We start from the raw sequence: 26,635 nt of genomic DNA, 5'->3' as shown, positions 1-26,635 counted from the left end.
TGGTGCGCATGGCCCCGACGCCGGATCGCATTCCCGTCGACGGCGACACCGACACGGTGATCGGCGGGTTGGACGCGTCCATGGTCGCGCTGAGTTTCGTCGACAACGCGGGTATCACCCGGGCGAAGGCGGTGCCCGCGCAGCGGCTCACGCATGCGGCCCGATTCGGCGTCGGTGTGTCCCCGTGCTTCGAGACCTTCGCCTTCGACGACCTGATGATGGTCGGCCGATACCTCGGTGGTCCCGACGGCGATCTGCGGCTCGTCCCGGACCTGTCGATGCTGACCGAGCTGGCCTGTCAGCCGGGCTGGGCGTGGGCGCCCACCGACAAGTTCGCCCAGGACGGCGCCCGCTTCGTCGCCTGCCAGCGCCATTTCGCGGCGCGGCAAACCGAGGCGGCGCGCGCGACCGGGCTGCGGTTGTCGATGTCCTTCGAGACCGAATGGTCGATCGGCCGGGATACCGACACGGACGGCTTCACCCCGGCTGTGCACGGCCCCGCCTATGGCATGGTCCGGCTCGGCCAGGTGGCCGACTACGGCAAAGACCTGGTCGCGGCGCTGACCGAGCAGGGCATCACGGTCGACCAGTTCCACCCCGAATACGCGCTCGCGCAGCTGGAACTGTCGATCGAGCCGTCTGACCCGGTCACCGCCGCCGACGAAGTGGTGCTGGTCCGGCACACGATCCGCCAGGTGAGCGCGCGGCATGGGTGGCGCGCGTCGCTGGCGCCGTGCCTCGAGCCGAGCGGTTCCGGTTCCGGTGCGCACCTGCACCTGTCGGTACACGACGACGAGGGTCCGCTGTTCTCCGGTGGCGACGGGCGGTACGGCATGCGGCGGGCCGGCGAAGCTTTTCTGGCTGGAGTGTTGCGGGAACTGCCGGCGCTGGTCGCGGTCGGCGCGGGCAATCCGGCGAGCTTCCTGCGGCTGGTGCCCTCGCGCTGGGCGGGCGTGTGGCAGTGCTGGGGCCGAGAGACCAGGGAGGCGGCGCTCCGTTTCATCACCGGTGTCCGCGGAACCGAGCAGTGGGCGGCCAACGCCGAGATCAAGTGTTTCGATGCGACCGGAAATCCGTACCTGATCGTCGGATCGGTTGTCGCGGCCGGCCTGTCCGGCGTCGCCGACGGACTTCGCCTGCCCGCCGAAATCACCGGGGATCCCGTGACTTTCGATGCGGAAGCCCGCATGATGTCGGGTGTGCGCCGATTGCCGACCACCCCGACCGAAGCCGCCGACCGACTCGACGAATCGGGGGTGCTCGCCACCGCCATGGGCGTGCAATTACACGACGCGCTGCGCACCGTGCGCCGCGCCGAGGCCGAGCGCTACGGCGCCGCGAGCGCCGACGAGCTCGTCGCCCTGACCCGTTGGCGGTTCTAGCGTGCTCACCGACGGTGTTCAGCTCACCGACCAGCACTGCCACGGTGTGGTCACCGACACCCTGGATCGGCCCCGTTTCGAACGACTGCTCGGTGAAGGCGCCCGAGGCAGTTTCGATTCCGCGATCGGGCTCGCGGTGCGGCGCTGGTGCGCGCCCGCCCTCGACCTGCCCGCGCATGTCGGCGCGGATGTCTACTTGCGGCACCGCGCCGGGCTGGGCGGACCCGAGGTCGCCGCGCGGTTGCTGCGCGCGACCGGCGTCACCCGCTGGTTCCTGGATACCGGTATCGGTGGTGACACCGAAAATTTCGCCCGGCTGGTGAACGGCACGGTCCGCGAGATCGTGCGGGTGGAAGACGTGGCCGAACAAGTCGTCGCCCAAGTCGGCCCGGTATCGGGCGTCTACGACATGATCGAGGCGGAGCTGTGGGCGCGAGCGCGAAACGCCGTGGGGCTGAAGACGATCGTGGCCTACCGGTGCGGTCTCGACTTTCCGCTGCGCGATCGGCCGCCGACGAGCTTCGCGCCCGAACGCAGGCTCACCGATCCACACCTGCTCGGCTGGCTGGTCGGTCTCGCCGCACGTATCGGAGCCGAACTCGGCCTCCCGCTGCAATTCCACACCGGATTCGGTGACCCGGATCTTCGACTGCACCGGTCCGACCCGTTGCTGCTCACCGACTTTCTGCGCAGAACCGCCGGGACCGGGCTCTCGGTGCTGCTGCTGCACTGCTGGCCCTACCACCGTCATGCCGCCTATCTCGCGCACGTCTTCGAGCACGTCCACCTCGATCTCGGCCTCACCATCCCGTACGTGGGGCACCGTGCCGGTGCCGTGCTCGCCGAGACGCTGGAACTCGCTCCGTTCCGCGCGCTGTGCTACTCCTCGGACGGCTACGGGTTGCCGGAACTGCACTACCTGGGCGCCCTGCTCTGGCGGCGCGGGCTCGGCGCGCTGGTCGACGAGTGGATCGCCGCCGACGCGATCACCGCTGCCGACGCCGAAAGCTTGGTTCTCGCGGTCGCACACGGGAACGCCGAGCGCGCCTACCGCGCGGCGCTCTACCCGTCCGGCACCGACTGAGGCAGCAGTTTCCGGGCGCTCGATATTCGGGTGCGACGCGTGCCCTCGATGCCTACCGTTGGTGACGAAGACAACGAGAGGATCGAGACCATGTTTCCCGTCGAGCTGCGCGGTACCAGGGCGCAGACACTGATGTGGGCCGACGAGGAGGACGTCGGCCAGGCCGCGCTCCAGCAGCTGCGCAATATCGCCGCGCTGAAGTGGGTCCACGGCGTCCGGGTGATGCCGGACGTTCACCTCGGCAAGGGCGCCACGGTGGGTTCGGTGATCGCGATGAAGGACGCGGTGTCACCCGCCGCGGTAGGCGTCGACATCGGGTGCGGCATGGAGAGCGTGCGCACCGATCTGACGGCCGCCGACCTGCCGGACAACCTGCATTCGCTGCGGTCCCGGATCGAGGCGGCGGTGCCGGTCGGCTTCCAGGCACACCGGCACGCCGTCAGCGTGACGAAGCTCGGCGCCGAGGTGGCCGCGCTCGGCGCGAGCACCGCGACGCTGCGCACCGGCTGGGATCGGTTCTGGGGTTCGTTCGCCGCACTCGACGACCGCGTTCAGGCACGAGAGTCCAAGGCACACAAGCAGATGGGCACGCTCGGCGGCGGTAACCACTTCATCGAGGTCTGCCTCGATCAGGACGACCGGGTGTGGATCCTGTTGCACTCCGGTAGCCGCAACATCGGGAAGGAACTCGCCGAGCGACACATGGCGATCGCGCGGACGCTACCGCACAACGTCGACCTGCCAGACCGCGATCTGGCGGTATTCGTCACCGGAACACCGGAAATGGCGGCATATCGGCGCGACCTCGGCTGGGCGCAGGAGTACGCCGCACGCAACCGCGCGGTGATGCTCGCCCTGGTGTGTCGCGCGGTGCGCGACGAATTCGCCGAGCGCGAGGTGCGTTTCGAACAGCCGATATCGTGCCATCACAACTATGTCGCGGAGGAACTGGTCGACGGCATACCGATGCTGGTGACCCGCAAGGGCGCCGTGCGCGCGGGCGACGGTGATCTGGCGTTGATCCCCGGCTCCATGGGCACCCGTTCGTATGTGGTGCGCGGCAAGGGTAATCCGGCCTCGTTCCAGTCGGCCTCGCACGGTGCGGGGCGGCGGATGAGTCGCAACGCGGCCAAGAAGCAGTTCACCGTCGCCGATCTCATCGCCCAGACCGAGGGCGTCGAGTCACGGAAGGACGCGGGCGTCGTGGACGAAATCCCCGCGGCCTACAAAGACATCGATGAGGTGATCGCCGCGCAGCGCGATCTGGTCGATGTCGTGGCGACGCTGCGTCAGGTGCTGTGCGTGAAGGGATGAATACGCGCGAGATCTTGCGCCGGGTGAGCGGGACTCGCCTGGCGCGAGACCCGCGGGTGTTGCGCGCCTGCGCAGAACAGCCCTGATGCCGGCTGCGATCACCAGCCCGTCCGATGACGCGCGAAGCCGTCGCTCGACCCGATACCATCCGACTATGCCCTGGTGGCCGTCCTTCTTATCGCCCCCGGCGGATTCGGACCCGGGAGCCGGTCCGCCGCACATCCGCGGCGTACGGCGATCGTTCGTGACCGCGCGGGGCGTCCGTTTCCACATCACCGAGTCGGGCCCCGTCGACGGACGTCCGGTGCTCGCACTGCACGGCTGGCCACAGCATCACTACGCCTACCGCCATCTGCTCGCGGATCCGCCGGACGGACTGCGAATCATCGCACCGGATCTGCCGGGATACGGCTGGTCGGGTCCCGCTCCACACCGATGGGCGAAGGAAGACGTCGTATCGGACGTCCTGGCGTTGCTGGACGCCCTCGGTCTCGATCGCGTCCTGCTGGTCGGACACGACTGGGGCGGCTACATCAGTCACCTGCTCGTGCTGCGGGCGCCGGAGCGGTTCGACGCGCTGCTCGCGCTGAACATCGCCCATCCGTGGCAGACACCGCGCGTTTTCCTCCCGCACGCGTGGCGGTTCCTGGTCTATCAACCGCCGGTCGCGGCGTTCGGGGAGTACCTGCATCAACGGACGAGGTTCCTGGAAGATCTGGTCTTCACCCGGGGAGTGCGCAATCGCGAAGAGTTCGGCCCCGACGTGGTTCGCAGCTACGCCGAGCGCTTCCGTGACCCGGACTGCGCGCGAACCGCGACGGATACTTACCGCACCTTCCTGCTGCACGAAGTGCCCCGGGCCGCGGGGCATGGCGAACGACGCCACGCGACCGTTCCGATCCGCGCCCTGTTCGGTGTCGAGGACGCGGCGATCCACCCGTCGCTCGCCGCCGAGGAAACAGCGCGGGCCGACGACTACCGCCTTGAACTGGTCGAGGACTGTGGCCACTTCATCGCCGAGGAACGGCCCGATCTGGTCCGCGCCCGATTAGTCGAATTGGCAGCGACGACCAGGCCCGATTGACCTGCGCTGTCGCTTCGGCAACCGAGCGACGCCCACAAGGTGCCTACCGCGCCGGGGATACGACGGCGTGCACCCCCAACGGCTCGCGCCGTATGGTCGCACTCGGCCGCGAGCCGTGGTGACCGGCGCGTATGCGGATCCCGTTTCGCTTTCCCGCGACGGCCACCGCCGCCGTGACGTTGCGCCCCGGTCGGACGCCGGCACGCGCGCTAGGCGAAGTGCCCGGCCACGGCGCGCGGTCGCGGCGCGCTGCCTTCGCGTCGGTTCGTTCGGCGGTGTCGGTAGCGTCGGGCACGATGAAGCGCATGACCACGGCGACCGATGTCCCTGAGATCGACCTCACCGCGCCTGACCTCCGCGAGCGCGCGGAGCATCTGCTGCGCGAATTGGCCGGGTCCGGCGCGCGGCTGCGGGAAGACCAGTGGACGGCGATCGAGGCGCTGGTCGTTCGGCGGCGTAGGGCGCTGGTCGTGCAGCGCACCGGGTGGGGTAAGTCCGCGGTCTACTTCATCGCGGCCAAGCTCTTGCGGCGGGCCGGTCGCGGGCCGACGGTGATCGTCTCGCCGCTGCTGGCCCTCATGCGCAACCAGGTAGCGGCCGCCCAGCGTGCCGGGGTGGTCGCCGCGACCATCAACTCGGGCAACGTCACCGAATGGGACGAGATCCACGCGCAGGTCGCCGCGGGCACGGTCGACGTGCTGCTGGTCAGCCCGGAACGGCTGAACAATCCGGACTTTCGTGACCAGGTGCTGCCCAGACTCGCGGCGGACGCCGGGTTGGTCGTGATCGACGAGGCGCACTGCGTATCGGACTGGGGCCATGATTTCCGGCCGGACTATCGGCGCATCCGCACCCTGATCGCCGATCTCGGTTCGGACGTACCTGTTCTGGCGACCACCGCGACCGCCAACGACCGGGTGGTCACGGACGTCGCCACCCAGATCGGCACCGACACCTTGGTGCTGCGTGGCACGCTGGACCGCGAGTCGCTGCATCTGTCGGTGATCGGTTTCGACGACGCGGTGGAACGCACCGCCTGGCTCAGCGGCCGGCTGCACCGGCTGCCCGGCTCCGGGATCGTCTACACACTGACCGTCGCCGCCGCGCATGATCTGGCCGACGTGCTGAACTCGCACGGCCACACGGTCGCCGCCTACACCGGGCAGACCGACCCGGCCGAACGTGAGGCGCTGGAGGCCGCGCTGCTGAACAACGAGGTGAAGGCGCTCATCGCGACCTCCGCACTGGGCATGGGATTCGACAAGCCCGACCTCGGCTTCGTGGTGCACGTCGGCGCGCCTTCCTCCCCCATCGCTTACTACCAGCAGGTCGGGCGCGCTGGTCGCGGCACCGAACGCGCCGAGGTGGTCCTGCTGCCCGGCCCGGAGGACACGCGGATCTGGAGCTACTTCGCGTCGGTCGCCTTTCCGCGCGAACACCTCGTGCACGCGGTGCTCGACGCGCTGGATTCCGACCGGGCACTGTCCACCGCGGCGCTGGAGCCGCTGGTGGAACTCAACCGCTCCCGGCTGGAGATGGTGTTGAAGGTGCTCGACGTGGACGGCGCGGTGCGCCGGGTGCGCGGCGGCTGGATCCGCACCGGTCAGCCGTGGACCTACGACGCCGAACGCTACGAACGCCTCGCTGTCGCCCGCGAGCGCGAACAGCAGGCGATGATCGACTACCAGTCGACCTCCGACTGCCGGATGGAGTTCCTCCGCCGTCAACTCGACGACCCGGGACTTCCCGCGAATCAGCCGGGTTCGCCCGGCTGCGGACGCTGCGACAACTGCACCGGCACGCGTCCCGACCGCAGCGTGATCGCCGACGCGCTCGCCGCGACCAGGGCTCGCCTCGATCGTCCCGGCATCGACCTCGCCCCGCGCAAGCAGTGGCCGACCGGCATGGCGAAACTCGGAATCCCCTTGTCCGGCAAGATCACCGGTGGCGCCGAGACCGGCCGGGTGCTCGGCAGGCTCAGCGACCTGGGCTGGGGACAGCGGCTGCGGACGCTGCTCGACAAACCGGACGATCCGGTGCCCGACACAGTCTTCGACGCATGCATCGCGATACTGCGCGAATGGGATTGGGCGGCACGCCCCACTGCGGTGCTGGCGCTGGAATCCCCGCGCTATCCGGTCCTGACCGCGACCCTCGCCGCTCGGCTCGCCGAGGTCGGCCGCCTACGCGATCTCGGAACGCTGCGAACCCGACCAGACCGGCCACCGGTCTCCGCAGCGAACTCCGCACACCGCGTAGCCGGACTGCGCGACTCGTGGGACATCCCCGACCTCACCACCATCACCGGCCCCATCCTGCTGGTGAACACCCTCACCGACACCGGCTGGACATTCACCGTTGCCGCACACGCGCTACGCGCCGCCGGAGCAGACGCCATCCTGCCCTTCGCGCTGGCAACACCGACGTAGGGCGCGCACAGAGCACTGCTCGGGCCCCGCCTCGCGACGGCGGTCGCGGTGAGGCTGATCTGGTTTCCGTCCGGTGCCGCGCGTCAAGTCGCGCCGAAACCACTCAGAAAGGTAGCGGCGACGAGGTCGGCGGCCTGTGGCGGCTCGACGGCGGGGAACTGGTGGGCGATGGTGTTGACGAGTTCGTCCAGGACCGCCCGTGCCCAGGCCGCGTCGGTATCGGCCCGGAGGTAGCCCTCGTCGATGGCACGGCGAATGAAGGAGTCGACTCGCGCGCCCTCCCGTCGGCGACGGGCGCGAGCGGCGGGGTCCTTCTGCATCATGCGGCGGATGTCGACAGCCCATTCACGGCTGACGAGGATGATCCCTTCGAGGTAGCGGTGCAAGGCGACCGGGACGGGGGCCTCGGTAAGGCGAGCCTCGTCCAGGACGCGTTGGGCCGAATCGAGTTTGGCCTGAAAGACTGCGCCGAGCAGGGCCTCACGGGTGGCGAATCGGCGGTGGACTGTGGTGCGGTCCACGCCTGCGGCGGTGGCGATGGCCGCCATGGAGGTACTCGGGTCCTCGGCCAGCAGACGAGCCCCAGCACGAAGGACCGCGGTCAGATTGCGTTCGGCGTCAGCTCTCATGATCCAGTGATCTTAACTGTCAGCTTCACTTACATGCTTAACAGTTTCTAGAGAGATTTAGCACTCTCATTTTATGCGACTTGTATGTAGCATTTATTGCTGAATGGTCTACAGATGAGTTGCTGTCTTATCGGGCGGCGAACGAAACGACGAGATGAGGAACGCACAATGTCACGAACTTGGCTGATCACCGGCGGGTCGCAAGGCCTGGGTAGAGCTTTGGTGCTCGCAGCTCTGGCGGCCGGCGACCGGGTCATGGCGACCTCCCGCAAGCCGGAAGCGCTGGCCTACCTGAAGGCTGAGCACCCGGAGCGGCTGGAGACAGCCGCGCTGGACATCACCTCCGCGTCCCAGACCCGGGACGTGGTCGCCGCGACGGTCGAACGGTTCGGTTCGGTCGACGTTGTCGTCAACAACGCCGGATACGCCACCAGTGGCTCGATCGAAGATTTCCCCGAAGTGGAGTTCCGCGCACAGATCGACGCCAATCTCTACGGCGTCGTCAACGTGACCAGGGCTGCCCTGCCGATCATGCGCCGGCAGCGGTCCGGGCACTTCGTGCAGATCTCTTCCATCGGCGGCCGCGTGGGCGGCACACCGGGCCTGAGCGCCTACCAGACCGCGAAATTCGCCGTCGAAGGATTCTCCGAGGTCCTGGCGAACGAAGTCGCCCCGTTCGGCATCGAAGTCACCATCGTCGAGCCCGGCGGCATCCGCACAGGCTGGGCCGCGGGCGCCGCGGAGGCGTCCGGCCCGATCACCCCCGACTACGAGCAGACGGTCGGCGCGTGGCTGGCCGAGTTCGCCGAGTACGCCGGCAACGAGCCCGGCGACCCGGACCGTATGGCCCACGCCATCATCGGTGCGGTAGCCGAACAACGACCGCCACGGCGGCTGCTGCTCGGCAGTGACGCCTTGCAGATCGCCATCAACTCAGAGGAGGGTCGCCTCGCCGAGGCCAACGACTGGGCCGCGGTCAGCCGCTCCACGGACTACCCCCTCGTCTGACCACAACCCCAGCGACCACAGCGGCCGGACCCGACGGCGGTCGCCCTGATCCAGGAAGTCACTCCATGCCCCGCAAGTCCACCCGCCTCACCTTCGCAATCCTTGCCGGCGGTGCGGGCGTGTTCGCCATGCTGCAGTCCTTGATCGCGCCGGCCCTGCCGACTGTTCAACACGCCATGCACACCTCCCAGTCCACTGTCACCTGGGTGATGACCGCGTACCTGCTGTCCGCCTCGGTCTGCACTCCGATCCTCGGCCGAGTCGGGGACCTGGCCGGTAAGAAGCGCACGCTCGTCGCCGTCCTGCTGGCTGTCCTGGCCGGCTGCCTGCTCGCCGCGTCGGCCCCGAACATCGGCGTGTTGATCATCGCCCGGATCATCCAGGGCGTCGGCGGTGCGCTGTTTCCGCTCTCCTTCGGCATCATTCGTGACGAATTCGCGAGTAACAGGGTCAGCGGCAGCATCAGCAACCTGTCCGCCGTGATCGCCGCCGGCGGCGGCGTCGGCATCGTCGCCGCGGGGCCCACGGTCTCGGCACTGGACTACCGCTGGCTGTTCTGGATCCCGGTCGTCGTCGTCGCTGTCACGACCGTGCTGGCCGTGCGCTATGTGCCCGAATCATCCCGCCGCGACGCCGGATCGGTGAACTGGACCGGCGGTGTGCTCCTGTCCGGCTGGCTGGTCGCACTGCTGCTACCACTCACCCAGGGCAACCACTGGGGTTGGAGTTCCGGCCGTGTCATCGGGCTCTTCGCCGCGGCCGTCGTGATCTGCGGGCTATGGATGTTCGCCGAGGCACGCGCCGAGAATCCGCTGATCGACCTACGCATCATGCGACTGCCGACGGTCTGGACGACCAACACCGCCGGTCTGCTGTTCGGCGCCGGCATGTTCGCGATCTGGTCATTCCTGCCCGGTTTCGTACAAACCCCCAGCGCCGCCGGCTACGGCTTCGGCGCAAGCGTCACGGCCTCCGGACTGCTCATGATGCCGATGCTGGTCGCCATGTTCGTCTCCGGCATCCTCAGCGGCCGCGTGGAGCCGATCGTCGGGGCCAAGCGACTGCTGGTGGGTGGTGCCGTCTTCGGCGCCATCGCCTGTGGCATCCTCGCACTCTGGCATGAACGGCCGTGGCAGGTCGGGCTCGTCGCCGGTTTGTTCGGCTTCGGCATCGGCCTGGCCTTCTCGGCGATGGCCAACCTCATCGTCCGCAGCGTGCCGACCGAGCAGACCGGTGCCGCGACCGGCATGAACGCCAATCTCCGCACCATCGGCGGCGCTCTGGGCACCGCACTCACCAGTCTGCTGATCACCAGCAGACCGCAGCCCTCCGGCCTGCCCTACGACTCCGGCTACACCCACGGCTTTGTTTTCATCGCCGCGCTCCTCACCGCGGCCGCCCTCGCAGCCACCCTTGTGCCGTCCCGCCGCGCCGCACACGCAGCCGTCCGCCACGGAGGCGTCCCCGCCGCGGCACCGGCTACGACCCCCCGAACCGACCTGGTCGAGGACCCCCGCGGGTAAGAACGCAGGATGGCGACCTCGAACATCGAGGCGTGACAGGACGAGTCGGTTATCCAGCAAGATCACCGGCGGCGCCGAGACCGGCCGCGTGCTCGGCAGGCTCAGCGACCTGGGCTGGGCACAACGACTACGCACACTGCTGACCTGGAAACCTGTCGCTCGGAGCGCCGTCCAGTAACCACCGCGATGTTGACGCGCATCATTCGGAGATCAGCGAGCGACGTAGCGCGGTGCGGCCCGCTCGGGCGTCCGCCTCGCGACCGGGTGCCTGCGGGCACGGTATCGACTCGGTGTGCGGGGTGCCCCCGGGGCACAGCGCACTGCTGCGTCGAACCAGTTGACGCACAATGACACCCGCGTGGTCACAGGCTGAGCGTAGCTCGCGCGACCCGGCATCGAGGTTCCGCCTCGACCAGCGTCAGGACAACGGCGCACTACGGGGGCCCTGCTGGGAAAACCTCAGCGAAAGCCATTCCGTCTCCAACACAAGCCGGTCTCGGACGTCCAGAGTGATATTCGCTGCCGAAGCCGACCGATTCAAGGAATCGAGACGGAATGGCATGCCGAATAGCGCGTGCTCAACATTCTCGAAAAGGGAGAGAGAACTCCGATCCCGACCAAGAGATGCCTCGTGAAGCAACGGGTGAACCGGGCTGAAATGCGCACGGAACGCGTGCAGTGCTTGGACGGGTCGGGCTGGATCCTGTCGCTGTGCCCATTCCATCTCCGCGGCAAGCATGTGCTGGGCCGCACCGAGCCGACCGGTTCGCGCCGACATCGGGCGGATGTCCTGCAACAGTGCGGCGCGCAACGCGATCGTCACATGGGCCAGCGATATTCCGCCGGGAATGGCAACCGTCGGAATCCCGGCCAATGCCTCATCGAGACCTGACGGGGAAGAGCCGGACAGTGAGTCGGATACGCATCGCCACAAGGTCGCCAACTCGGTATCGGTCAGCATCACTGCGCATTCCCGCATCACCTCGACGGGCCCATCCGAGGTGTGCACGAGATTGTTGAACATGTTCGCCGCACCCAGGTGGGTTCTGAGGTGTTCGGGACAGCAGCGGCGCGGATCCGAAGGCCCTTTGCGCGTTCGAAGCCGGGACGCGAGGGGCAGGCCATCTTGTTCCGGCCCGGTGACGACGACCAGCAGGCACGGCCCGCTGGTCAGCAGGTCACAGACGATGCGCACCCGCTCTGCGTCGTATTCGACGGGTTGGTACTTCCAGATCCGTCGGACTTGCCCTCGATCGAGACGGACATGGCGAACATATCCGACAGTGAATCCATTAGCGGTGAGCCATGCCAGCCCGGTATGCACTCGCGCCGCGCGGAGCGCAAGTGGCGAGAACAGCAACATCGCAACCGAGTTCGCGACGGCTGTCTCGTCGCCACCAAGCGCGTGCTTCGCCGCGGCGAATCCTCGGATGAAGTCCTGGTCGTGCCGGTAGCGTGTGAAGCCATTCATAGTGATGTTTATCGACGCCATGTTCGCTTTCCAGATGGTGAACCGGGTTCATCTCTCGCCGACGGACATGAGCTATCCCCGGATGCCGCACGGGAAATATGCCCATCGCACGGAGTACCGCCGATCGGCGACATCACACGAATCGCCGGGTTCGCCACGCGAACCGAGATGGCTTGCCACCGGATCATCCGCGGACAGCGGCGGCTCGGCGACCGACCTCGGCATGATCGAGGACCTCGCCGTCCAGGACGACTCCAGCGAACTCCGTCAACGGGATGCGCTCGAACGACGGTGTGCCCAACGTGGAAAACACTGCTTCTGGCACGAGTTTCAGAGATGTGGTGACAACTACCGTCGGGAGACGTGCTGCCAAAGGCCGAGTTCCCTGGATGTTCAACACGGTCGTCGGGCCGATAGCGTCAGCCCCGGCGACAGCGACACATGCCGGGCCGCCCGTGGCCCGGCCGCCGAGTCGCGCCAGCACTTGGCTGACGATCGAACTACTCGGCGCGGACTCGACCGGCCCGGGATACGACGACAACCATGCCACCGCTGCTTCCACACTCTTCTCGATCGAACGGTCCAACTCGAGGCGGATGGCTCTCAGCGCATCAATCGGTTGGTCACCGCGGGCGGCATTCGCGATGTGCCACATCGGCGCGTAACCCGGGAGTCGTCGACTGAGCCATGTGCCGGCCTGCGCGAGTAGCTCCTGGTCGTGGCTCATCTCCAACAAGCCGTCGATCACCAGGCGTGCCACGCCGGACGCGCCTGCCGTCCTGGTGATGAGAGCCTCTTGTATCGAGTTCGGCAGTGTGGACTCGTCCATCGCTGTATTTCCTCCGGCGGATGATGAGGGCTTGATAGGACTCAGCCGTTCGCTCGGCGTGATCCCGGTGGACCGGCATCGGCGGCGCATCCGCCGAGCGAGGCTTCCGGCTCTGCCAGGAGGCCAGCGGCGAGGAACGCCTCATTGGTCGCGAGATCGTCGAGAGCGCCGACCTCTCGGAAACTGCGCACCGTCGAGCGGGCGGCATGTCTGATGCCGTGGGCGTCGGATCGCGCCGGGTAACAGTCGCCGAGGATCTCGGCTGTTTCGGGCTGTGTGAAACCCGAAGCCGAAAGTGTCGCGGCGACCGCCCGGAGATCGGGGCGCAGGAACGCACTCACGAGTTCGGGGATTCGGGGCCCGATGGTCCGCTGTTCACGTTTCGGCAATTGCGGCCACAGATACCGCAAGAAGTTTCGGAAGTAGGCGTGGTGGCGCCCCTCATCAGCCGCATGATCGGCGACCAGCGCACGAACGGGCCCCGGAAGCCTTGCGTCGTTGGGGATCTCCGATAAGAGAGAGGAGACGAGCGTCTCGCTCACCGTGGCGGCGACCAGATCGAGGGCACGTCCAGTCCCGGGTGTGTACACCTCGCGGATGCTGTCGAGCAGACACACGAAATTCGGCTCGACCATGGCTGTCGCGGTGACTCCGCTGCAGCGCTCGACCTCCTCGATGAAGTCATAGGAGAACTGCGCATGCCAGGCCTCGTCGGTCGTTATCTTGAATGCGTCCGCGAGCATCGCCTTCGGCGCCTCTACTCCGCTGCGATTGCTCGATATCCGTGCTGTCACCGGCACAATGGCGACCTGTTCCAGCACTGTCGTGAAATGAAGGTACTGGTACAGCGAATGCACGAGGACGCGGTGCCTGACTTCTGGACCTCGATCCTCGACGAGGGGATGCGACACAGCCGGTACGAACTCGGGCGGAAAGAACAACGAGCGGGGCTCTTCCATGTCCATCGTTCGACGGGACTTGTTCCTTACACTTGCCCGCCTCTCCCAGTTGCCGAATTTACTGTCGTACGAGCCCGACATGCTCCCCACACCTTTTCCGAGACCGTCGGAAGAATTGGCCGATCCCATGATTCACCTGCTCCTGCGTGTCTTCGATGGCTCCGTCGGTGGCGACACCACACTTCTCGATCCAGAAATTCACCGGTGCCATTGATCGGTCCGGCGCCGTCGACGTCGCGGACAACGACCGACCCGGTGAGCTCTAAGAGTCTCCTGGTGGTGGCTCACGAGCGGCGCGTCAGTTCCCGGTCCGACTCCCATCGCCAGCAGTACTGGCGGTACGCCTCATCCACCGACATGGTTGCGATCACGAGTCCACGTCGACGACACATGCCTCGACGAGTTCGTCGATAAGGTCGGCTACATCATCCGTTGCCATATCCGCGGGAATGTCGTACCTCTCGGCAACCATTGCGCCGATCTGGCTGACTGTCCGCATGCCGTCGATACTGCGGAAAATGAACTCCGCCGACTCGCTCAGCTCGAGATTGTGTTCCTGGCTGGCGACCAACAGCCTGCCTCGAAACTTCCGCATGCGGGCAGTGAGCCGTAGTCGCGGTGTGGCATGCGGGGTGATCGGGCTCAAATTTCCACCTCCATGCTGATTTTCTTGCAGAGGGACACCACACGATGCACCCATTCGGCCGACTGGCGGGGGTCGTAGTCGCGCATGGTCTCGATGGACCAGTAGTCCTCGAACGACAGCGGTAAAGAGGCGAGGTGCTGAAGCTTGTGCGGACGCCACTTGACCCCCGCGTCGTGTTCCCGACGTCCGATCAGCATGGCATCGATGGCGAAGCCGAAAGCCTGCCGCGCCGACAGCACGGCGCCCTCGGTTCGACCGACGGCGAGTAGGCCGACCGCGTCCTCTGCCGCACCATCGGCATCATTGAGGAACTGAAGGGTGAGGAATGACCAGAAAGCGCTGTCCTCGAGCTGTTGCCGCCGCCGCTGAACCCAACTGTCGTCGCCGAGGGGGACACAGGTACGTAGCCGGCTGAGGAAGAGGCTCTCATCCACGGTAAGCCGCGCGCCGACCTTACCGTCGTTGTCGAATGCCGCCCAGGTGACCTTGCCGAAAAGCTCGTCCACTTGTCTGTCCAGCCAGTACTTGAGTTCCCAGCGCCGGCCCTCGTGGTGGAAGGTCACCGTCTGCACTGTGCCCGGGGCGAGCGGGACATTCAACTCCATTGCCCGATCATCGGTGAAGCGCTCGGTGGACACCAGAACCAAGTCGATGTCGCTGGTGGCGTGGGCCCAGCCGCGCGCCCTCGACCCGACGAGGAATACGGCCAGTTCACCGGGTGGGATCAGGCCACGTTGACGCAGGACGTCGACCAGATCGGGCAGATTCTCGATGGTCATGCCGGAATTCCTTGCAGTAGGCCAGCATCGATGCTGGCGAGAAGCGTCTGTTCGACGGACACATACGGCTGGCCGCAGAGGTCGAGCAGCTCGCCAAGCGTGCGTTCGCCGTCGACCGTCTGTAAAAAGGCGAACCACGCTGCGTCGAGATCGGCATCGACGACGTACTCGAATGCGCCGTCCACGACCAGATACAGGCGGCTTGGGGACTGACGCGCCTGCACCAGCAGGACATTTTCGGGGAAGGCCACCACGTCGTGCAGCGATGGCACGCTATGGTCCCTGACCCGCTCGGCAATCGCCGGCGCCTCGCAGTCCCAGTCTCCTATCGAAATAGCCGTCAGCACATCACGCGGCGGCGCATCCAGGGGCACAGCGGGAAGCTGACGTGTCATTTCGTCGAGGAGACCGAGGTTGACGAGGCTGAGCAGTAACCGCGCATCCGCGGGCTGCCGTTCGGAGCGCAATCTGCCCAGCATGGCGCGCGCCGCGTCCGGGCACAGCACCTGGCGCGCGCCCGGCGAGGCGAGCGCCTCCTCCAGCAACGCGCAGTCTTGTTGGCTGAGCAGACGGACAACCATGCGGTGGGTGAAGCCGGCCCCCTCACCCCAGATGAACGCACCCTTCGGTCTGGCGGCGATCTCGCTGGGAACGATGTCGCGCACCGCCTCGCGCAGAATCTTCTTGTCCCAGAGCAATCCGGCACGCTGGCGCGTGGGGATCCTCATGAGCAGCTCGATAATCCGATGGTCGAGGAAGGGCACCCTGGCCTCGATTCCGTTGCCTGCTGCGGTGCGATCGTCGTGCCAGCAGTTGTACTGCTGTAGATAGCGATGACGCGAAGCGACGTAGGCTGGGTACGGGTCGACAAGGGGGCTGGTCGCAGAACTCCCGAGCAAGGCGCCCTCGAGTAGCGGACTCTCCCGACATTCCCACCAGGGGGCTAGAGCGGGCGTTTTGTGCAGGGCGGCCGCCCTGGCCATCTGCCGGATGCCCGACTCGAATCCTGCCCAATCCGCACCCACGTTGAACACGGTGGAGAACCCGCCGTTGTACTCGTCGGCTCCGGCACCGAGCAGCATGCCCCGCAACTGTGGACGCGCCTGCTTCGCATACCGATACAGCTCGTACTTGTAGTACTGCTCGGGGCCGCACAGCGGCGTCTCCAGCAGCCACAGCAACCGCTTCCACTCGTCAACCGCCGGCACGGTCTTCGCGTCGAAGACCAGTTGATGGTTTGGCATACCCAGTGTCGACGCGGCGCGATGGCCGAACTCGGAATCCCCGGTCACCAGGGTGCCGCCGCTGAGCACGGTGAAGGTATGAATGGGACTTCCCGTGGCGCCGGCCAGCGCGGCGACAGCTGTGGAGTCGATGCCACCGCTGAGGAACAAGCCCAACTCGGCGTCGGCGGTCGCCGCGTCGCGCACCGCGCCGGTGAGCAGGTCACGATAGGTGCGAACGAACTCCTCATCCGAGATGCCCGCATCGCCTTCGAAACTCGGCAGGTTCCAATACTGGTGCCGGTCGACCTCCCCGTCGCGTAGGTCGATGGAGACGATGGAACCCGCAGGGACGATCTCGATTCCCCGGAACCAGGTGTTGACCGGCGCATCGGTCAGATACGGGGACATCGTCAAGGACTGGTCGGCCAACGCGCCTTCCCAGTCCAACTCTCGGCGGCATCCAGGATGCGCGAACAGTGCCTTGATCTCCGAGGCGAACAGTACGGCGCCGTCGACTCGCGTGTAGTACAAGGGCTTGATGCCGAACCGGTCGCGGGCGAGCACGAGCCGATGTCGCATCCGGTCCCAGAGCGCGATGGCGAACATGCCCACGACGTCGTCGAGGAACCGCAGGCCGTCGCGGGCATAGAGGTGTGCCAGCACCTCACAGTCGGAGTTGGTGCGCGTCCGCACGCCGGTGAGGGACCCGGTCACGAGTTGTCTGTGGTTGTAGACTTCGCCGTTGGCGATGAGGACCACCTTCCCGTCCTCGCTGAACAACGGCTGGTCACCGCTTTCTGGGCCGACCAGCGCGAGCCGCCGGAAACCCAGACCCACCGGGCCATCCATATACACCTGTTCGGCGTCCGGGCCCCGGTGGCCCACTGCCCGGGACATGCCCGCCAGGATCGTGCCGACGCCGGCAGGGAGATTGTCCTCGCCGAGAGCGGCGATGCCTGCTAGTCCGCACATCTGTTGTTCCTATCCCTGAATCTGTCGTCCTGGTACGAGATCGACATCAACCGCTTCCTACCGGCCGCGGCAGCGCGGCCGTCGCATCGTCCATCAGGGCCTGCAGAGCGCGCGGCGACATGAACGCGATCGGCAACGCGCTCAGCAGCATCAGGCCGGACACCACGGACAACGCCACGCGAGGACCCATCAGCTGGCCGAGCGATCCGCCGATGAGCGCACCGATCGGCAACACGCCCCAGGAAACGAACCGGACCGTTGCCGTGATCCTGGCCAGCAATTCGGGCGGCGCGGTCAACTGCCGGATCGTCCGCGCCAACAGACTGACGATCGCGATGCCGACCTCTCGGCCGAGCAGGCCGACTACGAATGCCACCAGCCCGACCCCAGCCCGCGAGGTGGGCACCAGGAGCCCGAGCAGCGGACCCGCGATGGCCGCGACCACCAACACCCGCGCACCTCCGACCTTGTCCGCCAGCGATGGGCCCACCGCCGCCCCCAACAGCCCGCCTACTCCGCCGATGGCAAGCAATACACCGATCGCCACCGCGGATACGCCGACGTCGCGAAGGAGAAATGGCACGACGAGCGTGTCGAAGGCCGCGCCGAAGAGGTTCGAGATCGCCGCGACCACCATGAGTGGGCGAAACACCGGGTCGCGCCAGACATAGCCGAGGCCCTCCTTGACCTGCGGCAGCATTCGTCGGGGGCCGCTTCGCACCGCCGGCGCCTCGCGCTTGCCCACCCTCGCCAGCAACACCGCGGAAACCACATAGCTCAGCACGTCGGCCAACAAAGACAACGAAGCGCCCAGCGATTGGACAAGTGCGCCACCCAATGCGGGGCCTGCGGTCCCTGCTGCGGCGTGGCTGACTTGCATCCTGCCGTTGCCGGCGAGCAATTGCGACGGCGCGACGATGGAAGGCACGTAGGACTGGCCGGCGATGTCGAAGAATACCGAGCAGATCCCCACCACCAGAGCAGCGATCACGACCTGAGCGACAGTCAGGAGGTGCAGAACGGACGCCAGCGGGATGGACGCCAACGCTACCGCACGTGCCAGATCGCAGATGATCATCAACGGTCGGCGCCTCATGCGCTCTACCCACACGCCTGCGGACAGGCCGAACAGCAGCCATGCCCCCAGCCCGGCCGCGGAGATCACCCCGACCTCGAACGTGTTGGCCCGCAATGTCACCAGCGCGACGATAGGCAACGCGACCGTAGTCACCGCGGTACCGGCGGCGCTGATCGCACTCGCCGCCAGTAAGCGCTCGAAATCACCGCCGAGCCGATTGCCCCGGACCCGCGAGCACATCACCGTAATCCCTTCGAGAGCCGATTGCGCACCGTGGTCATGGGTGGCCACTTCGCCCAGCAGCCACCCACGTTCACTCGACTCAGATGCTGCCGCCGAGAACCATGTTGCTGGTCACTTGCGTGGTCGCCGGCTTGACATACTTGGTCATCGGATCACCCTCCTTTCTCTACTGATACGGAAAGAAGCACGGTGATCGCGAGCGGTACCCCGCGCTCGGCGGCGTGCCCGGTATCGCCGCAGCACAGTCGTCTATCTTTCGAACCGGGGTTCACACACAAGGCTCCCTCGGCGCCATGAATACGCACACGTCCGTATCCCCGGTTCTGCGTACGGGCTCTACTACTCGAGCCCTTGGCTCCGACACCCTCCAAGTCGTCGTGGGCCGCGCGATAAGCCGATCCCACAGCGTTCGGGGCGTGGCGGACCAGCGACGCCGGGTGACAACCAGCGAGTCGCGCGGTGGTGCCGCCCGCACTGGCAATCCAGGTCATGAGGCCCGATGCTCTCCTCCACTCCGGCCGAGCGCGGTGTATCGCGGCACGGATCGTCGTCCGGCAAACTCTTTCTGCTACAGAGGATTCGCAGCGCAGTCCACCGTATCCGTACCATACCACCTGGTCCACCCACGGTATGATCACCGACCAGCACAGGTATTCACCGCCACGGCAGCGCGTCCGACGTCGATCGGGTGCCGGCGTTCCCCGCGACGCAGAGATTGCCGACGGAGCCGGGCGCTCGAATACCCTCAGACATAGGGGTTATGGCGACCATCCGGCGTGCACCGAGTCGGGTACGAGTGACGACTCGAGAGAGCCTGCGACCACAGCCGCGCGCTCTTCGCGCCGCATTCCCGTTAAATCGGCTGTGCGGCAACAATTTCAGGGAGAATACATGAACGGGATCACACTTCATGCCAAGAGCTTCGAATGATCGAGATCCAGCAACCACGATCTCACGCGCCGGGGCCGCGCCGAACATCCGGGTGATGTGCGCGAATCATGAAGCCAGGCAGTCGATTTACGAGAATCTCGATACCGTGCCGAGCGGGGCCATCGGATCTTGACGAGGAGGCGCCGTTGCAGTACGTTTCGGACGTGTATAGCGGTAAATCCACTCCAGCGATTCCTGGCAGCGGGTCCGAAAAACACAACCCGGTGGACGGTGCGGGATCCGGGTCCGGTCGTCTCGTGCCGAATTTCTTGTCGACCCTCCCGATAAAACGCTCCCTCTATTCAACCGATTCATACTTTCTCGACAGCATCGAGGACCTTGCCGCAGTCGCCGGAGATTCTTTCAGGCGATTCTGTCGCGATCACACGCTGTTGTTGCTGAAGCCGGACGCAATTGTTTCCCGCCGCGCCCCCGCGGTGCTCCGGTGGGTGACCGATCATGGTTTCTCGATCGTCGGCGCCGTCCCGGTGATGTTTACGCGCCATACCGTGCGAGCGTTATGGCAGTACGGGTTGAACGCCGCCAGTCGCGACCGACGAGACACCGCCGACCTCTACATGACAGCCGGCGAGTGCGTTCTCCTGCTTCTGGCACAAGCGGGACAGGCCGAGTCGGCAACCGCCATCCTGAGTCGGGCGAAGGGCCCAGCCGAACCCGAGAATTGCCGTCCGCACCACCTGCGTTACGCGGTGGGCAGCTTCAACTACCAGCTGAATCTGGTCCATGGCGCCGACGAGCCAGCCGACCTGTTGCGTGAACTCGGCATCCTGTGCGACCACGATCAGCGCCTGAGACTCTTTTCGGCAGCCGTAGCCGATGTAGATGGCACCGCGGCGGCATACGCTCTTGTCGACCGCGTCCAGAACACAGCACCCGAGGTAGATCTCGACCTGGGCCGTACCCTTGACGAGATCGCCGTCGCCGCAAACCATGTCGAACCCACGAGGGTGCCCGATCCGGCTCCGGAGTTGGCACGCGTGATAACACGGATCCGCGCGGGCGAGTCTCGCGACTGGCGCCAACTATTCGAACTCGCCGAGAAATATCAGGTAAAGATCACGATGTGGCAGCGCATCGTCATTGCGACGTACCTCCTCGATCCCCATATACCGGGAGCGGTAAGCATGCTCCCGGACGCGTCCACCGGAGTAATACCGCATGCCACTGAAATACACCATCGTTGACGAGATGCCGGGGTTCGAGCTATCCCCCCGAGATCAGCGGACGCTGATGCAGATCGTGTCCTGGGACCGGCAGCCATCCTTCGCCGTGCCCGGTCGAACCGCTTGGTATGTCCTTTCCGAGCCGGTCATCGATCCCAAGACGTCGCGCACGCTCGTCGCCGCGAAGATCAAGGGGGTCGGCGCCTGGCACCCCCGCGTCGCACCAACGCCGACTCATAGCGACGCTGGCGAGCCCACACCTCCATCGAACAGCGCATATGAGGAAACCACACGTAATCCTCATTTCGGGCTGGATGAAAACGGCTGTTTCGCGTCGGTTTTCAGCCAGCCGGCACCATACGGCGGAATGACGCTACCGCGCGCGCAACGTGAGTTCGACAACGCCGCGACGCTGTATCGCGCAGGCGCTCCCTCCATCGTTCCGCTAGCTGTCCTTCGATACGATGATGGCAAGTTGTTCAATGACCTCCCGCTCGGCGTGGTCATTTCGTTGACATGGGACGAGAGCCCATACTCACTGGACCTTCTGCGGGTGGAGAACCCCGCCGCAACTGCTGAAGAGAGAGCCCACGCCGCCGGTGTGCGTGAGACGCTCGGCTACCCGCCGCACCAACGCGACGGGGTGTCGGCTCTGTCGGTGCGGGCAGTGGTCGGGCGGCAGATCGGAATGAGACTCCGCGAATTGGCGCAGGCCGGGCTCTATCGCTATTCCGCGGGCTGGGACAATTTCTATCTCGATCACCGCACTGGAACCGTCTACCTGACCGATCTCGATTCGACGCGCGAACTCCAGGAACTCCCGAGTGATGTCCAGGGCATACAGGTTCTGCGCGACCTGGCCGGGGGGATCTATCAGATCGTCAACAAGATCTACCACCCTTGCGCTATCGATGACTACGACTTGCACACTCTGATGGATATCGATCCTATGGCCGCGGTGGTAGCCGGGTATTTCGGGATCGACAAAATCCACGCAATGCGCTTGACGAAGCCGCTCTGGGCGTACTTCGTGCCACATTGGTTCTTACTCAAACGCCATCGCGGGAAAATTCAGGGTTGGTCCATGGCGTCGAAGGCACAGCGTAAGAGCTACAAGATGGAAATGAATGTGTTCTATGCACTCGCGATTCTTGTGCTAGCCGAGACATACCGCACGTTTCGAGAGCAACTCCATTTGCCCCCATGCCCCTCCGACGACGATCTACGCCAGCGCATGACCCGGCTCCTGGGTGACCGTGTGGATCTCTTGGAGTTCTTGGCGGCTCCTACGGCGCAGGTCGTCCCACCGGAGTGATACACCGTTCGGGTCGGGTACCGCAGCTGTCCGATGATCACCGTCGTCATGTGACCGAACGGGGACGCCCTGTAGTTCGAACTCCCATTGCCGCAACGCATTTCGCTTGCTGTCGATACGGACGCCGGGGCAAGGGCAGCCGAGTCCTCGCCCAACCGCGATCTTCGCAGCGCGAGCTGGAGACCAACATGGCGGTTTCGGGTCGCAGGCGATCCCATCCGGGCGGTGCGCGGCTTGCGCCATCCACGACATTCGCGCTATCCGAACGGGCGGACCACGCGGCCACCGAGCACGCTCACAGGCTGAGCGTGGCCCGCAACCTGGCGTCGAGGGATTCGGTCTCCGCCGATGTAAGGACACCGAGGTGCTCGGAAAGCCACGGCCGGTAGGCACGGTGCAGTTCCAGGGTGTCCGCCCATCCGTGCTCGGTCTTGGTGGCCAGCACATGGCCCGGGTCCGCGTCGCGCAAGGGAACGACGTTCAGCCACCGGTAGCGCGACGTGATCACCGCCGAGTCCGACACCAGCACGACGGTCACCCGCCGCGGCAACGGAGTGCCGTCGCGCAGCGCGGGAGCGTAACGCCAGACCTCGCCGCGCCTCATGCCGCGCCGCGGGCGTCGTTCTCGGCAGCCTGCGTGAGTTGCACGTCGTCGTACGCGGCGGCCTGCTCGGCCTCCTCGTCGACGACCAGCGCGGTCAGGCTGTCGTGCACGAGCGTGGTGCGCAGCGCCGCGTTGATCACCGAGGAAAGGCTGCGGTTCTGGCGTTCGGCGGCCTCTCTGGCCCATTCGGCCACTTGCGGATCCAACGTGACCGTCACGCGCGTCGCCTTACTCATACCTGTATGCATACCAGAACGATGTAGCACTCGAAACCTGATCCACCCCGCATCGGCTAGGGTCGAACGCGTGGCCGGCAAATCTGCGGCGCCGACGCTCGAACTCGAGGTCGGCGGCCGCACGATACGCATCACCAATCCGGACCGGGTCTACTTTCCGGAAACCGGCGCGACCAAACTCGACCTGGTCCAGTACTACCTGAGTGTCGGGGACGGCATCGTCAACGCACTGCGCGACCGGCCGTGCATGCTGCACAGGTTCCCCAAAGGACTGGCGGGCGCGAAAGTGCACCAGAAGCGACTGCCCGCGAGCGCGCCGGACTGGATTCGGACAGTGCGGGTGCACTTCCCGCGCTATGACAGATACGCCGACGAATTGTGCGTCACCGAACCGGCCGATGTCATCTGGGCGGTGCAGATGTCGACTGTCGAGTTCCATCCGTGGAACTCCCGCGCCGCCGACGTCGAGAGCCCCGACGAGTGGCGTATCGATCTGGACCCGATGCCGCAGTGTCCATGGTCGCGGGTGCAGCGGGTGGCCGATGTCGTGCACGAGGTGCTCGACGAGCTCGGCGCCGTCGGTTGGCCGAAGACCTCCGGCGGCAAGGGGCTGCACGTCTACGTCCGGATCGCGCCGGAGTGGGGATTCCACGACGTGCGCCGGGCCGCGCTCGCCTTCGCCCGCGAAGTCCAGCGGCGAGCGCCCGACAAGGTGACCACCACCTGGTGGCGCCGCGATCGCGACCCGAAGCTGCTGTTCGTCGACTACAACCAGAACGCGCGCGACCACACGATCGCCGCGGCGTACTCGGTGCGCGGCGTCCCCGCCGCCACGGTCTCCACCCCGGTGCGCTGGGACGAGATCCCCGACATCGATCCGCGCGACTTCACCATCGCCACCGTCCCCGCCCGCTTCGCCGAACTCGGCGACCTGCACGCGGGCATCGACGACGCGGTATTCCACCTGGATCGGCTGCTCGAGTGGGCCGCACGGGACAAGGTCGACACCGAACTGGATGCGCACACCGAACCGGACGACAACTAGCGCCCTACCCGACGCGCAGGTGCTGTCCGACACTCCGCCACCCAGCGCCCGCGCGACGGTGCTACCGTCGCTGCGGCGACCTCGGGTTGTCCACCCGTTGCACCACAGGCGCCCGAGCCGTACTGCACCGAAGGAGGTCCATCCATGAGCCGGCCGGCAGTTCCGATCGCGATCGGCCCCGCCGAACCTCCCCCCGCGTTGCTGGAGAAGGCGGTGGTCGAGGCGGGCGCCGCCGTGTCCGAACTCGACGATGCTCGCGCCCTGATCTGGGCCGGTGGTCCCGGCGAGTTCCCGGACGAGCTGCCCGCGACCGTCGAATGGGTGCAGTTGCCTGCCGCGGGCATCGAAGACTGGTTCACCGCGGGCATATTCGCCAAGTATCCCGCTGTCCGATTCACTTCCGCCGCAGGAGCTTTCGCGGCCAGCGTGGCCGAGCACGCGCTCATGCTGCTGCTCGCGGGTGTCCGCTATCTGCCCGAGCACCTGCGCGCCGCCCGCTGGCGTCAGCAGGACTTCTTTCCGCACGTCGACACGCTGCGCGGCAAGACGGTGACCATCGTCGGCGCGGGCGGCATCGGCCGCGCGCTGATCCCGATGCTGATCCCACTCGGCGCGCACGTGATCGCCATCAACCGCAGCGGGCGCCCCGTCACCGGTCCTGGCATCCCGGAGACCGTCGAGACCCTGGCCACCGAGCATCTCGGCAGAATCTGGCCACGGACAGACCATGTGGTCATCGCGGCGCCCGCCACCCCGGATACCCGGCACCTCGTCGGCGCCGACGAGCTCGCCCGGCTCAAGCCGTCGTCCTGGATCATCAATGTCGCCCGCGGCAGTCTGGTCGATACCGACGCCTTGGTGACCGCGTTGGCCTCGGGCGCGATCGGTGGCGCCGGCCTCGACGTCACCGACCCCGAACCGCTCCCGGACGGACATCCGCTCTGGGTGCTTCCCAATGCCATTGTCACGCCGCATGATTCGAATCCGCCACAGCTGCGGTTCGCGGCGTTCGCCGATCATGTCGGGGAGAACGTCATGCGGTTCGTCGCGGGACGCGAGCTGATCGCTCCGATCGATCCCGAACGCGGGTACTGAGGACGAAGATGCCGCGGCGGCAGTACGGCCGCGCGTCGGCGTGACGACTCGGGCAGTGAGCCTCCGCGCAGCCGGCCATGCCCGACGCGTCGGCATCGGACCTTGCGATTCGTCGTACCGATGCACACCGAGCGAAAACCGCGGATCGCGACGTTTTCCAGGAGTCGGTATCCCGCGGCGTGAATTCGGCGACGACCTCTCCTCGGCGGCCGATCGAGATCCGTGGCAGAACCGATCACGTTCGGACGCTTGACAATCGGCGTACGTTCGGCATCCAACACAGCTGCCCTGGCCTGGCCGTTGGAACCGTTGTCAGGTGTGTAGAGCCCGGTCGATCGGCGAAGTCACGGCCTCCACGGCACGCCGCCGTTCCGGGGTCCGTATTCGCGTGTGCGACCCCGGGCCAGCGCTCCCACGACGTACGCTCCAAGAACACGCGCACAGTGCCGACCTTCGACGGATGGAGTCGCCATGGCATCCGACCGACCGAGAATCCCACCGCGACCACTGGTGCGCGCCATCGAGTCGGTCCGCGCGGTGCTGGCGGTGGTGTTCCGCAAACTGGTGCCCGGGCACATCGCCCTGATGGAGTTGATGGCCGCCGGATGGATCTCACAGGCGATCCATGCCGCGGCGTCGCTCCAGATAGCCGATGAGCTCGCGGCGGGACCTCGGACGAACGCGGAACTCGCCGCCGCGGTCGGCGCCGACCAGGATGCCCTGCGACGGCTGCTGCGGTTGCTGATCAGCTACGGCATCTTCACCCAGCGCGCCGACGGCAGGTACGCGCTGACGCCGATGGCGCAGGCGCTGCGCCGTGATGCCGAGGTCTCGCTGCGCGACGCGATGCTGTTCTTCGGTTCGACGGGCCACCGCAACCACTGGTCACACCTCGTCGACGCCGTCCGCACCGGCCGACCCGTCGGCGAGAAGCTCTACGGCATGTCGTTCTTCGACTACGTGCGGCACGATCGCGAACTGGGCGAACTGTTCGACCGTGCGATGACCAGTATCAATACCCTCGCGATGGAACCGTTGTTGGCCGCCTACGACTTCGGCCGCCACGCGACCATTGTCGACGTGGGCGGCGGCGAGGGCGCGCTGCTCACCGAAATCCTGCGCCGCGCACCGCACTCACACGGGATCCTGTTCGATCTGCCCGAGGTGGTGGCGTCCGCGCCCACCCGATTCACCGAACTCGGCCTCGCCGACCGCTGCACCGTCGAAGGCGGATCGTTCTTCGACACCGTCCCGCAGGGCGGCGACGCCTATATTCTCAAACACATCGTGCACGACTGGGCCGAACCGGAAGCGAGCCGAATCCTGCGCACCGTGCGCGCGGCCATGGCGCCCGACGCACGATTGCTGATCATCGAACTGGTCGTCCCCGAGCACACGGCCCCGCACCCGAGCAAGTTCATCGACCTGGAGATGCTGGTCAACGTAGGTGGACGGGAACGAACCGAGTCCGAGTACCGTGACCTCCTGGCCCGCCACGGGTTCACGTTGACCAGGCTGGTCCCAACCATCTCCCCCGACAATGTGCTGGTGGCCGTACCGAGTTGAACTC

General features: G+C 66.4%; 22 protein-coding genes. 12 read left to right on the top strand and 10 right to left on the bottom strand.

Features of this window, described 5'->3' with window-relative positions; all coding sequences use genetic code 11:
* Positions 1-8 precede the first annotated feature (8 nt).
* From AB0B25_RS10685 to AB0B25_RS10665, 5 genes are all read left to right on the top strand, one after another.
* Complete coding sequence (locus AB0B25_RS10685; RefSeq protein ID WP_357176996.1) at positions 9-1,382, top strand: glutamine synthetase family protein; 1,374 nt, start codon at positions 9-11, stop codon at positions 1,380-1,382.
* Between the two features lies 1 nt (position 1,383).
* Positions 1,384-2,466: an amidohydrolase family protein gene (locus AB0B25_RS10680; RefSeq protein WP_357176995.1), complete on the top strand. Its 1,083-nt coding sequence runs from the start codon at positions 1,384-1,386 to the stop codon at positions 2,464-2,466.
* 90 nt (positions 2,467-2,556) lie between these two features.
* Positions 2,557-3,780, top strand: a complete 1,224-nt coding sequence (locus AB0B25_RS10675; RefSeq protein ID WP_357177082.1) for an RtcB family protein — start codon at positions 2,557-2,559, stop codon at positions 3,778-3,780.
* Positions 3,781-3,934: 154 nt separating this feature from the next.
* Complete coding sequence (locus AB0B25_RS10670; RefSeq protein WP_357176994.1) at positions 3,935-4,864, top strand: alpha/beta hydrolase; 930 nt, start codon at positions 3,935-3,937, stop codon at positions 4,862-4,864.
* Positions 4,865-5,169: 305 nt separating this feature from the next.
* On the top strand, positions 5,170-7,293 hold the full coding sequence (locus tag AB0B25_RS10665) for a RecQ family ATP-dependent DNA helicase (RefSeq protein ID WP_357176993.1): 2,124 nt from the start codon (positions 5,170-5,172) through the stop codon (positions 7,291-7,293).
* 83 nt (positions 7,294-7,376) lie between these two features.
* On the opposite strand, the gene AB0B25_RS10660 is transcribed toward AB0B25_RS10665, so the two are convergent.
* Positions 7,377-7,922: a helix-turn-helix domain-containing protein gene (locus AB0B25_RS10660; RefSeq protein ID WP_357176992.1), complete on the bottom strand. Its 546-nt coding sequence runs from the start codon at positions 7,920-7,922 to the stop codon at positions 7,377-7,379.
* 168 nt (positions 7,923-8,090) lie between these two features.
* Between AB0B25_RS10660 and AB0B25_RS10655 the strand changes: the two genes are divergently transcribed.
* A complete protein-coding gene (locus AB0B25_RS10655; RefSeq protein ID WP_357176991.1) occupies positions 8,091-8,930 on the top strand; it encodes an oxidoreductase in 840 nt (279 codons plus the stop codon).
* Between the two features lie 65 nt (positions 8,931-8,995).
* Positions 8,996-10,453 (top strand): MFS transporter, encoded by a 1,458-nt coding sequence (locus AB0B25_RS10650; protein WP_357176990.1) that lies wholly within the window; start codon positions 8,996-8,998, stop codon positions 10,451-10,453.
* Positions 10,454-10,871: 418 nt separating this feature from the next.
* Here the strand turns inward: AB0B25_RS10650 and AB0B25_RS10645 are convergent, their stop codons facing one another.
* The 7 genes from AB0B25_RS10645 to AB0B25_RS10615 form a co-directional block, all read right to left on the bottom strand.
* Positions 10,872-11,924 carry a nucleoside-diphosphate kinase gene (locus tag AB0B25_RS10645; RefSeq protein ID WP_357176989.1) on the bottom strand — a complete coding sequence of 351 codons (1,053 nt, stop codon included), beginning with the start codon at positions 11,922-11,924 and terminating at the stop codon, positions 10,872-10,874.
* A gap of 184 nt (positions 11,925-12,108) precedes the next feature.
* Positions 12,109-12,753: a hypothetical protein gene (locus tag AB0B25_RS10640; protein WP_357176988.1), complete on the bottom strand. Its 645-nt coding sequence runs from the start codon at positions 12,751-12,753 to the stop codon at positions 12,109-12,111.
* A gap of 41 nt (positions 12,754-12,794) precedes the next feature.
* Entirely contained in the window at positions 12,795-13,718 is a 924-nt protein-coding gene (locus tag AB0B25_RS10635) for a diiron oxygenase (RefSeq protein WP_357176987.1), read from the bottom strand.
* A gap of 361 nt (positions 13,719-14,079) precedes the next feature.
* Positions 14,080-14,358 carry a PqqD family protein gene (locus AB0B25_RS10630; protein ID WP_357176986.1) on the bottom strand — a complete coding sequence of 93 codons (279 nt, stop codon included), beginning with the start codon at positions 14,356-14,358 and terminating at the stop codon, positions 14,080-14,082.
* The gene (locus tag AB0B25_RS10625; protein ID WP_357176985.1) at positions 14,355-15,137 is read right to left on the bottom strand and encodes a nucleotidyltransferase domain-containing protein; all 783 of its coding nucleotides are present in this window, start codon (positions 15,135-15,137) and stop codon (positions 14,355-14,357) included. The genes AB0B25_RS10630 and AB0B25_RS10625 overlap by 4 nt, the downstream gene beginning before the upstream one ends.
* Positions 15,134-17,335: an asparagine synthase (glutamine-hydrolyzing) gene (gene asnB, locus AB0B25_RS10620; RefSeq protein ID WP_357176984.1), complete on the bottom strand. Its 2,202-nt coding sequence runs from the start codon at positions 17,333-17,335 to the stop codon at positions 15,134-15,136. The genes AB0B25_RS10625 and asnB overlap by 4 nt, the downstream gene beginning before the upstream one ends.
* Before the next feature lie 46 nt (positions 17,336-17,381).
* Complete coding sequence (locus tag AB0B25_RS10615) at positions 17,382-18,653, bottom strand: MFS transporter (RefSeq protein WP_357176983.1); 1,272 nt, start codon at positions 18,651-18,653, stop codon at positions 17,382-17,384.
* Positions 18,654-19,654: 1,001 nt separating this feature from the next.
* On the opposite strand from AB0B25_RS10615, the gene AB0B25_RS10610 reads away from it, so the two are divergent.
* Both AB0B25_RS10610 and AB0B25_RS10605 read left to right on the top strand, forming a co-directional pair.
* On the top strand, positions 19,655-20,791 hold the full coding sequence (locus AB0B25_RS10610) for a nucleoside-diphosphate kinase (protein ID WP_357176982.1): 1,137 nt from the start codon (positions 19,655-19,657) through the stop codon (positions 20,789-20,791).
* Complete coding sequence (locus AB0B25_RS10605; protein WP_357176981.1) at positions 20,766-22,085, top strand: hypothetical protein; 1,320 nt, start codon at positions 20,766-20,768, stop codon at positions 22,083-22,085. The genes AB0B25_RS10610 and AB0B25_RS10605 overlap by 26 nt, the downstream gene beginning before the upstream one ends.
* Before the next feature lie 295 nt (positions 22,086-22,380).
* Here the strand turns inward: AB0B25_RS10605 and AB0B25_RS10600 are convergent, their stop codons facing one another.
* The gene (locus AB0B25_RS10600) at positions 22,381-22,689 is read right to left on the bottom strand and encodes a hypothetical protein (RefSeq protein ID WP_357176980.1); all 309 of its coding nucleotides are present in this window, start codon (positions 22,687-22,689) and stop codon (positions 22,381-22,383) included.
* The gene (locus AB0B25_RS10595; protein WP_357176979.1) at positions 22,686-22,925 is read right to left on the bottom strand and encodes a DUF6364 family protein; all 240 of its coding nucleotides are present in this window, start codon (positions 22,923-22,925) and stop codon (positions 22,686-22,688) included. Before AB0B25_RS10595 ends, AB0B25_RS10600 begins: the two co-directional genes overlap by 4 nt.
* A 70-nt stretch (positions 22,926-22,995) precedes the next feature.
* Here AB0B25_RS10595 and ligD point away from each other — a divergent pair, with 70 nt between their 5' ends.
* The 3 genes from ligD to AB0B25_RS10580 all read left to right on the top strand — a co-directional run bounded on the left by ligD (position 22,996) and on the right by AB0B25_RS10580 (position 26,631).
* Positions 22,996-23,970 (top strand): non-homologous end-joining DNA ligase, encoded by a 975-nt coding sequence (gene ligD / locus AB0B25_RS10590; RefSeq protein ID WP_357176978.1) that lies wholly within the window; start codon positions 22,996-22,998, stop codon positions 23,968-23,970.
* Between the two features lie 144 nt (positions 23,971-24,114).
* Positions 24,115-25,065, top strand: a complete 951-nt coding sequence (locus AB0B25_RS10585) for a D-isomer specific 2-hydroxyacid dehydrogenase family protein (protein WP_357176977.1) — start codon at positions 24,115-24,117, stop codon at positions 25,063-25,065.
* 471 nt (positions 25,066-25,536) lie between these two features.
* Complete coding sequence (locus tag AB0B25_RS10580) at positions 25,537-26,631, top strand: methyltransferase (RefSeq protein WP_357176976.1); 1,095 nt, start codon at positions 25,537-25,539, stop codon at positions 26,629-26,631.
* Positions 26,632-26,635 lie beyond the last annotated feature (4 nt).

Origin of the sequence: Nocardia sp. NPDC049190, assembly GCF_040648115.1 — a bacterium.
GTDB lineage: Bacteria > Actinomycetota > Actinomycetes > Mycobacteriales > Mycobacteriaceae > Nocardia.
This window is presented reverse-complemented; position numbering and strand designations above follow the sequence as displayed.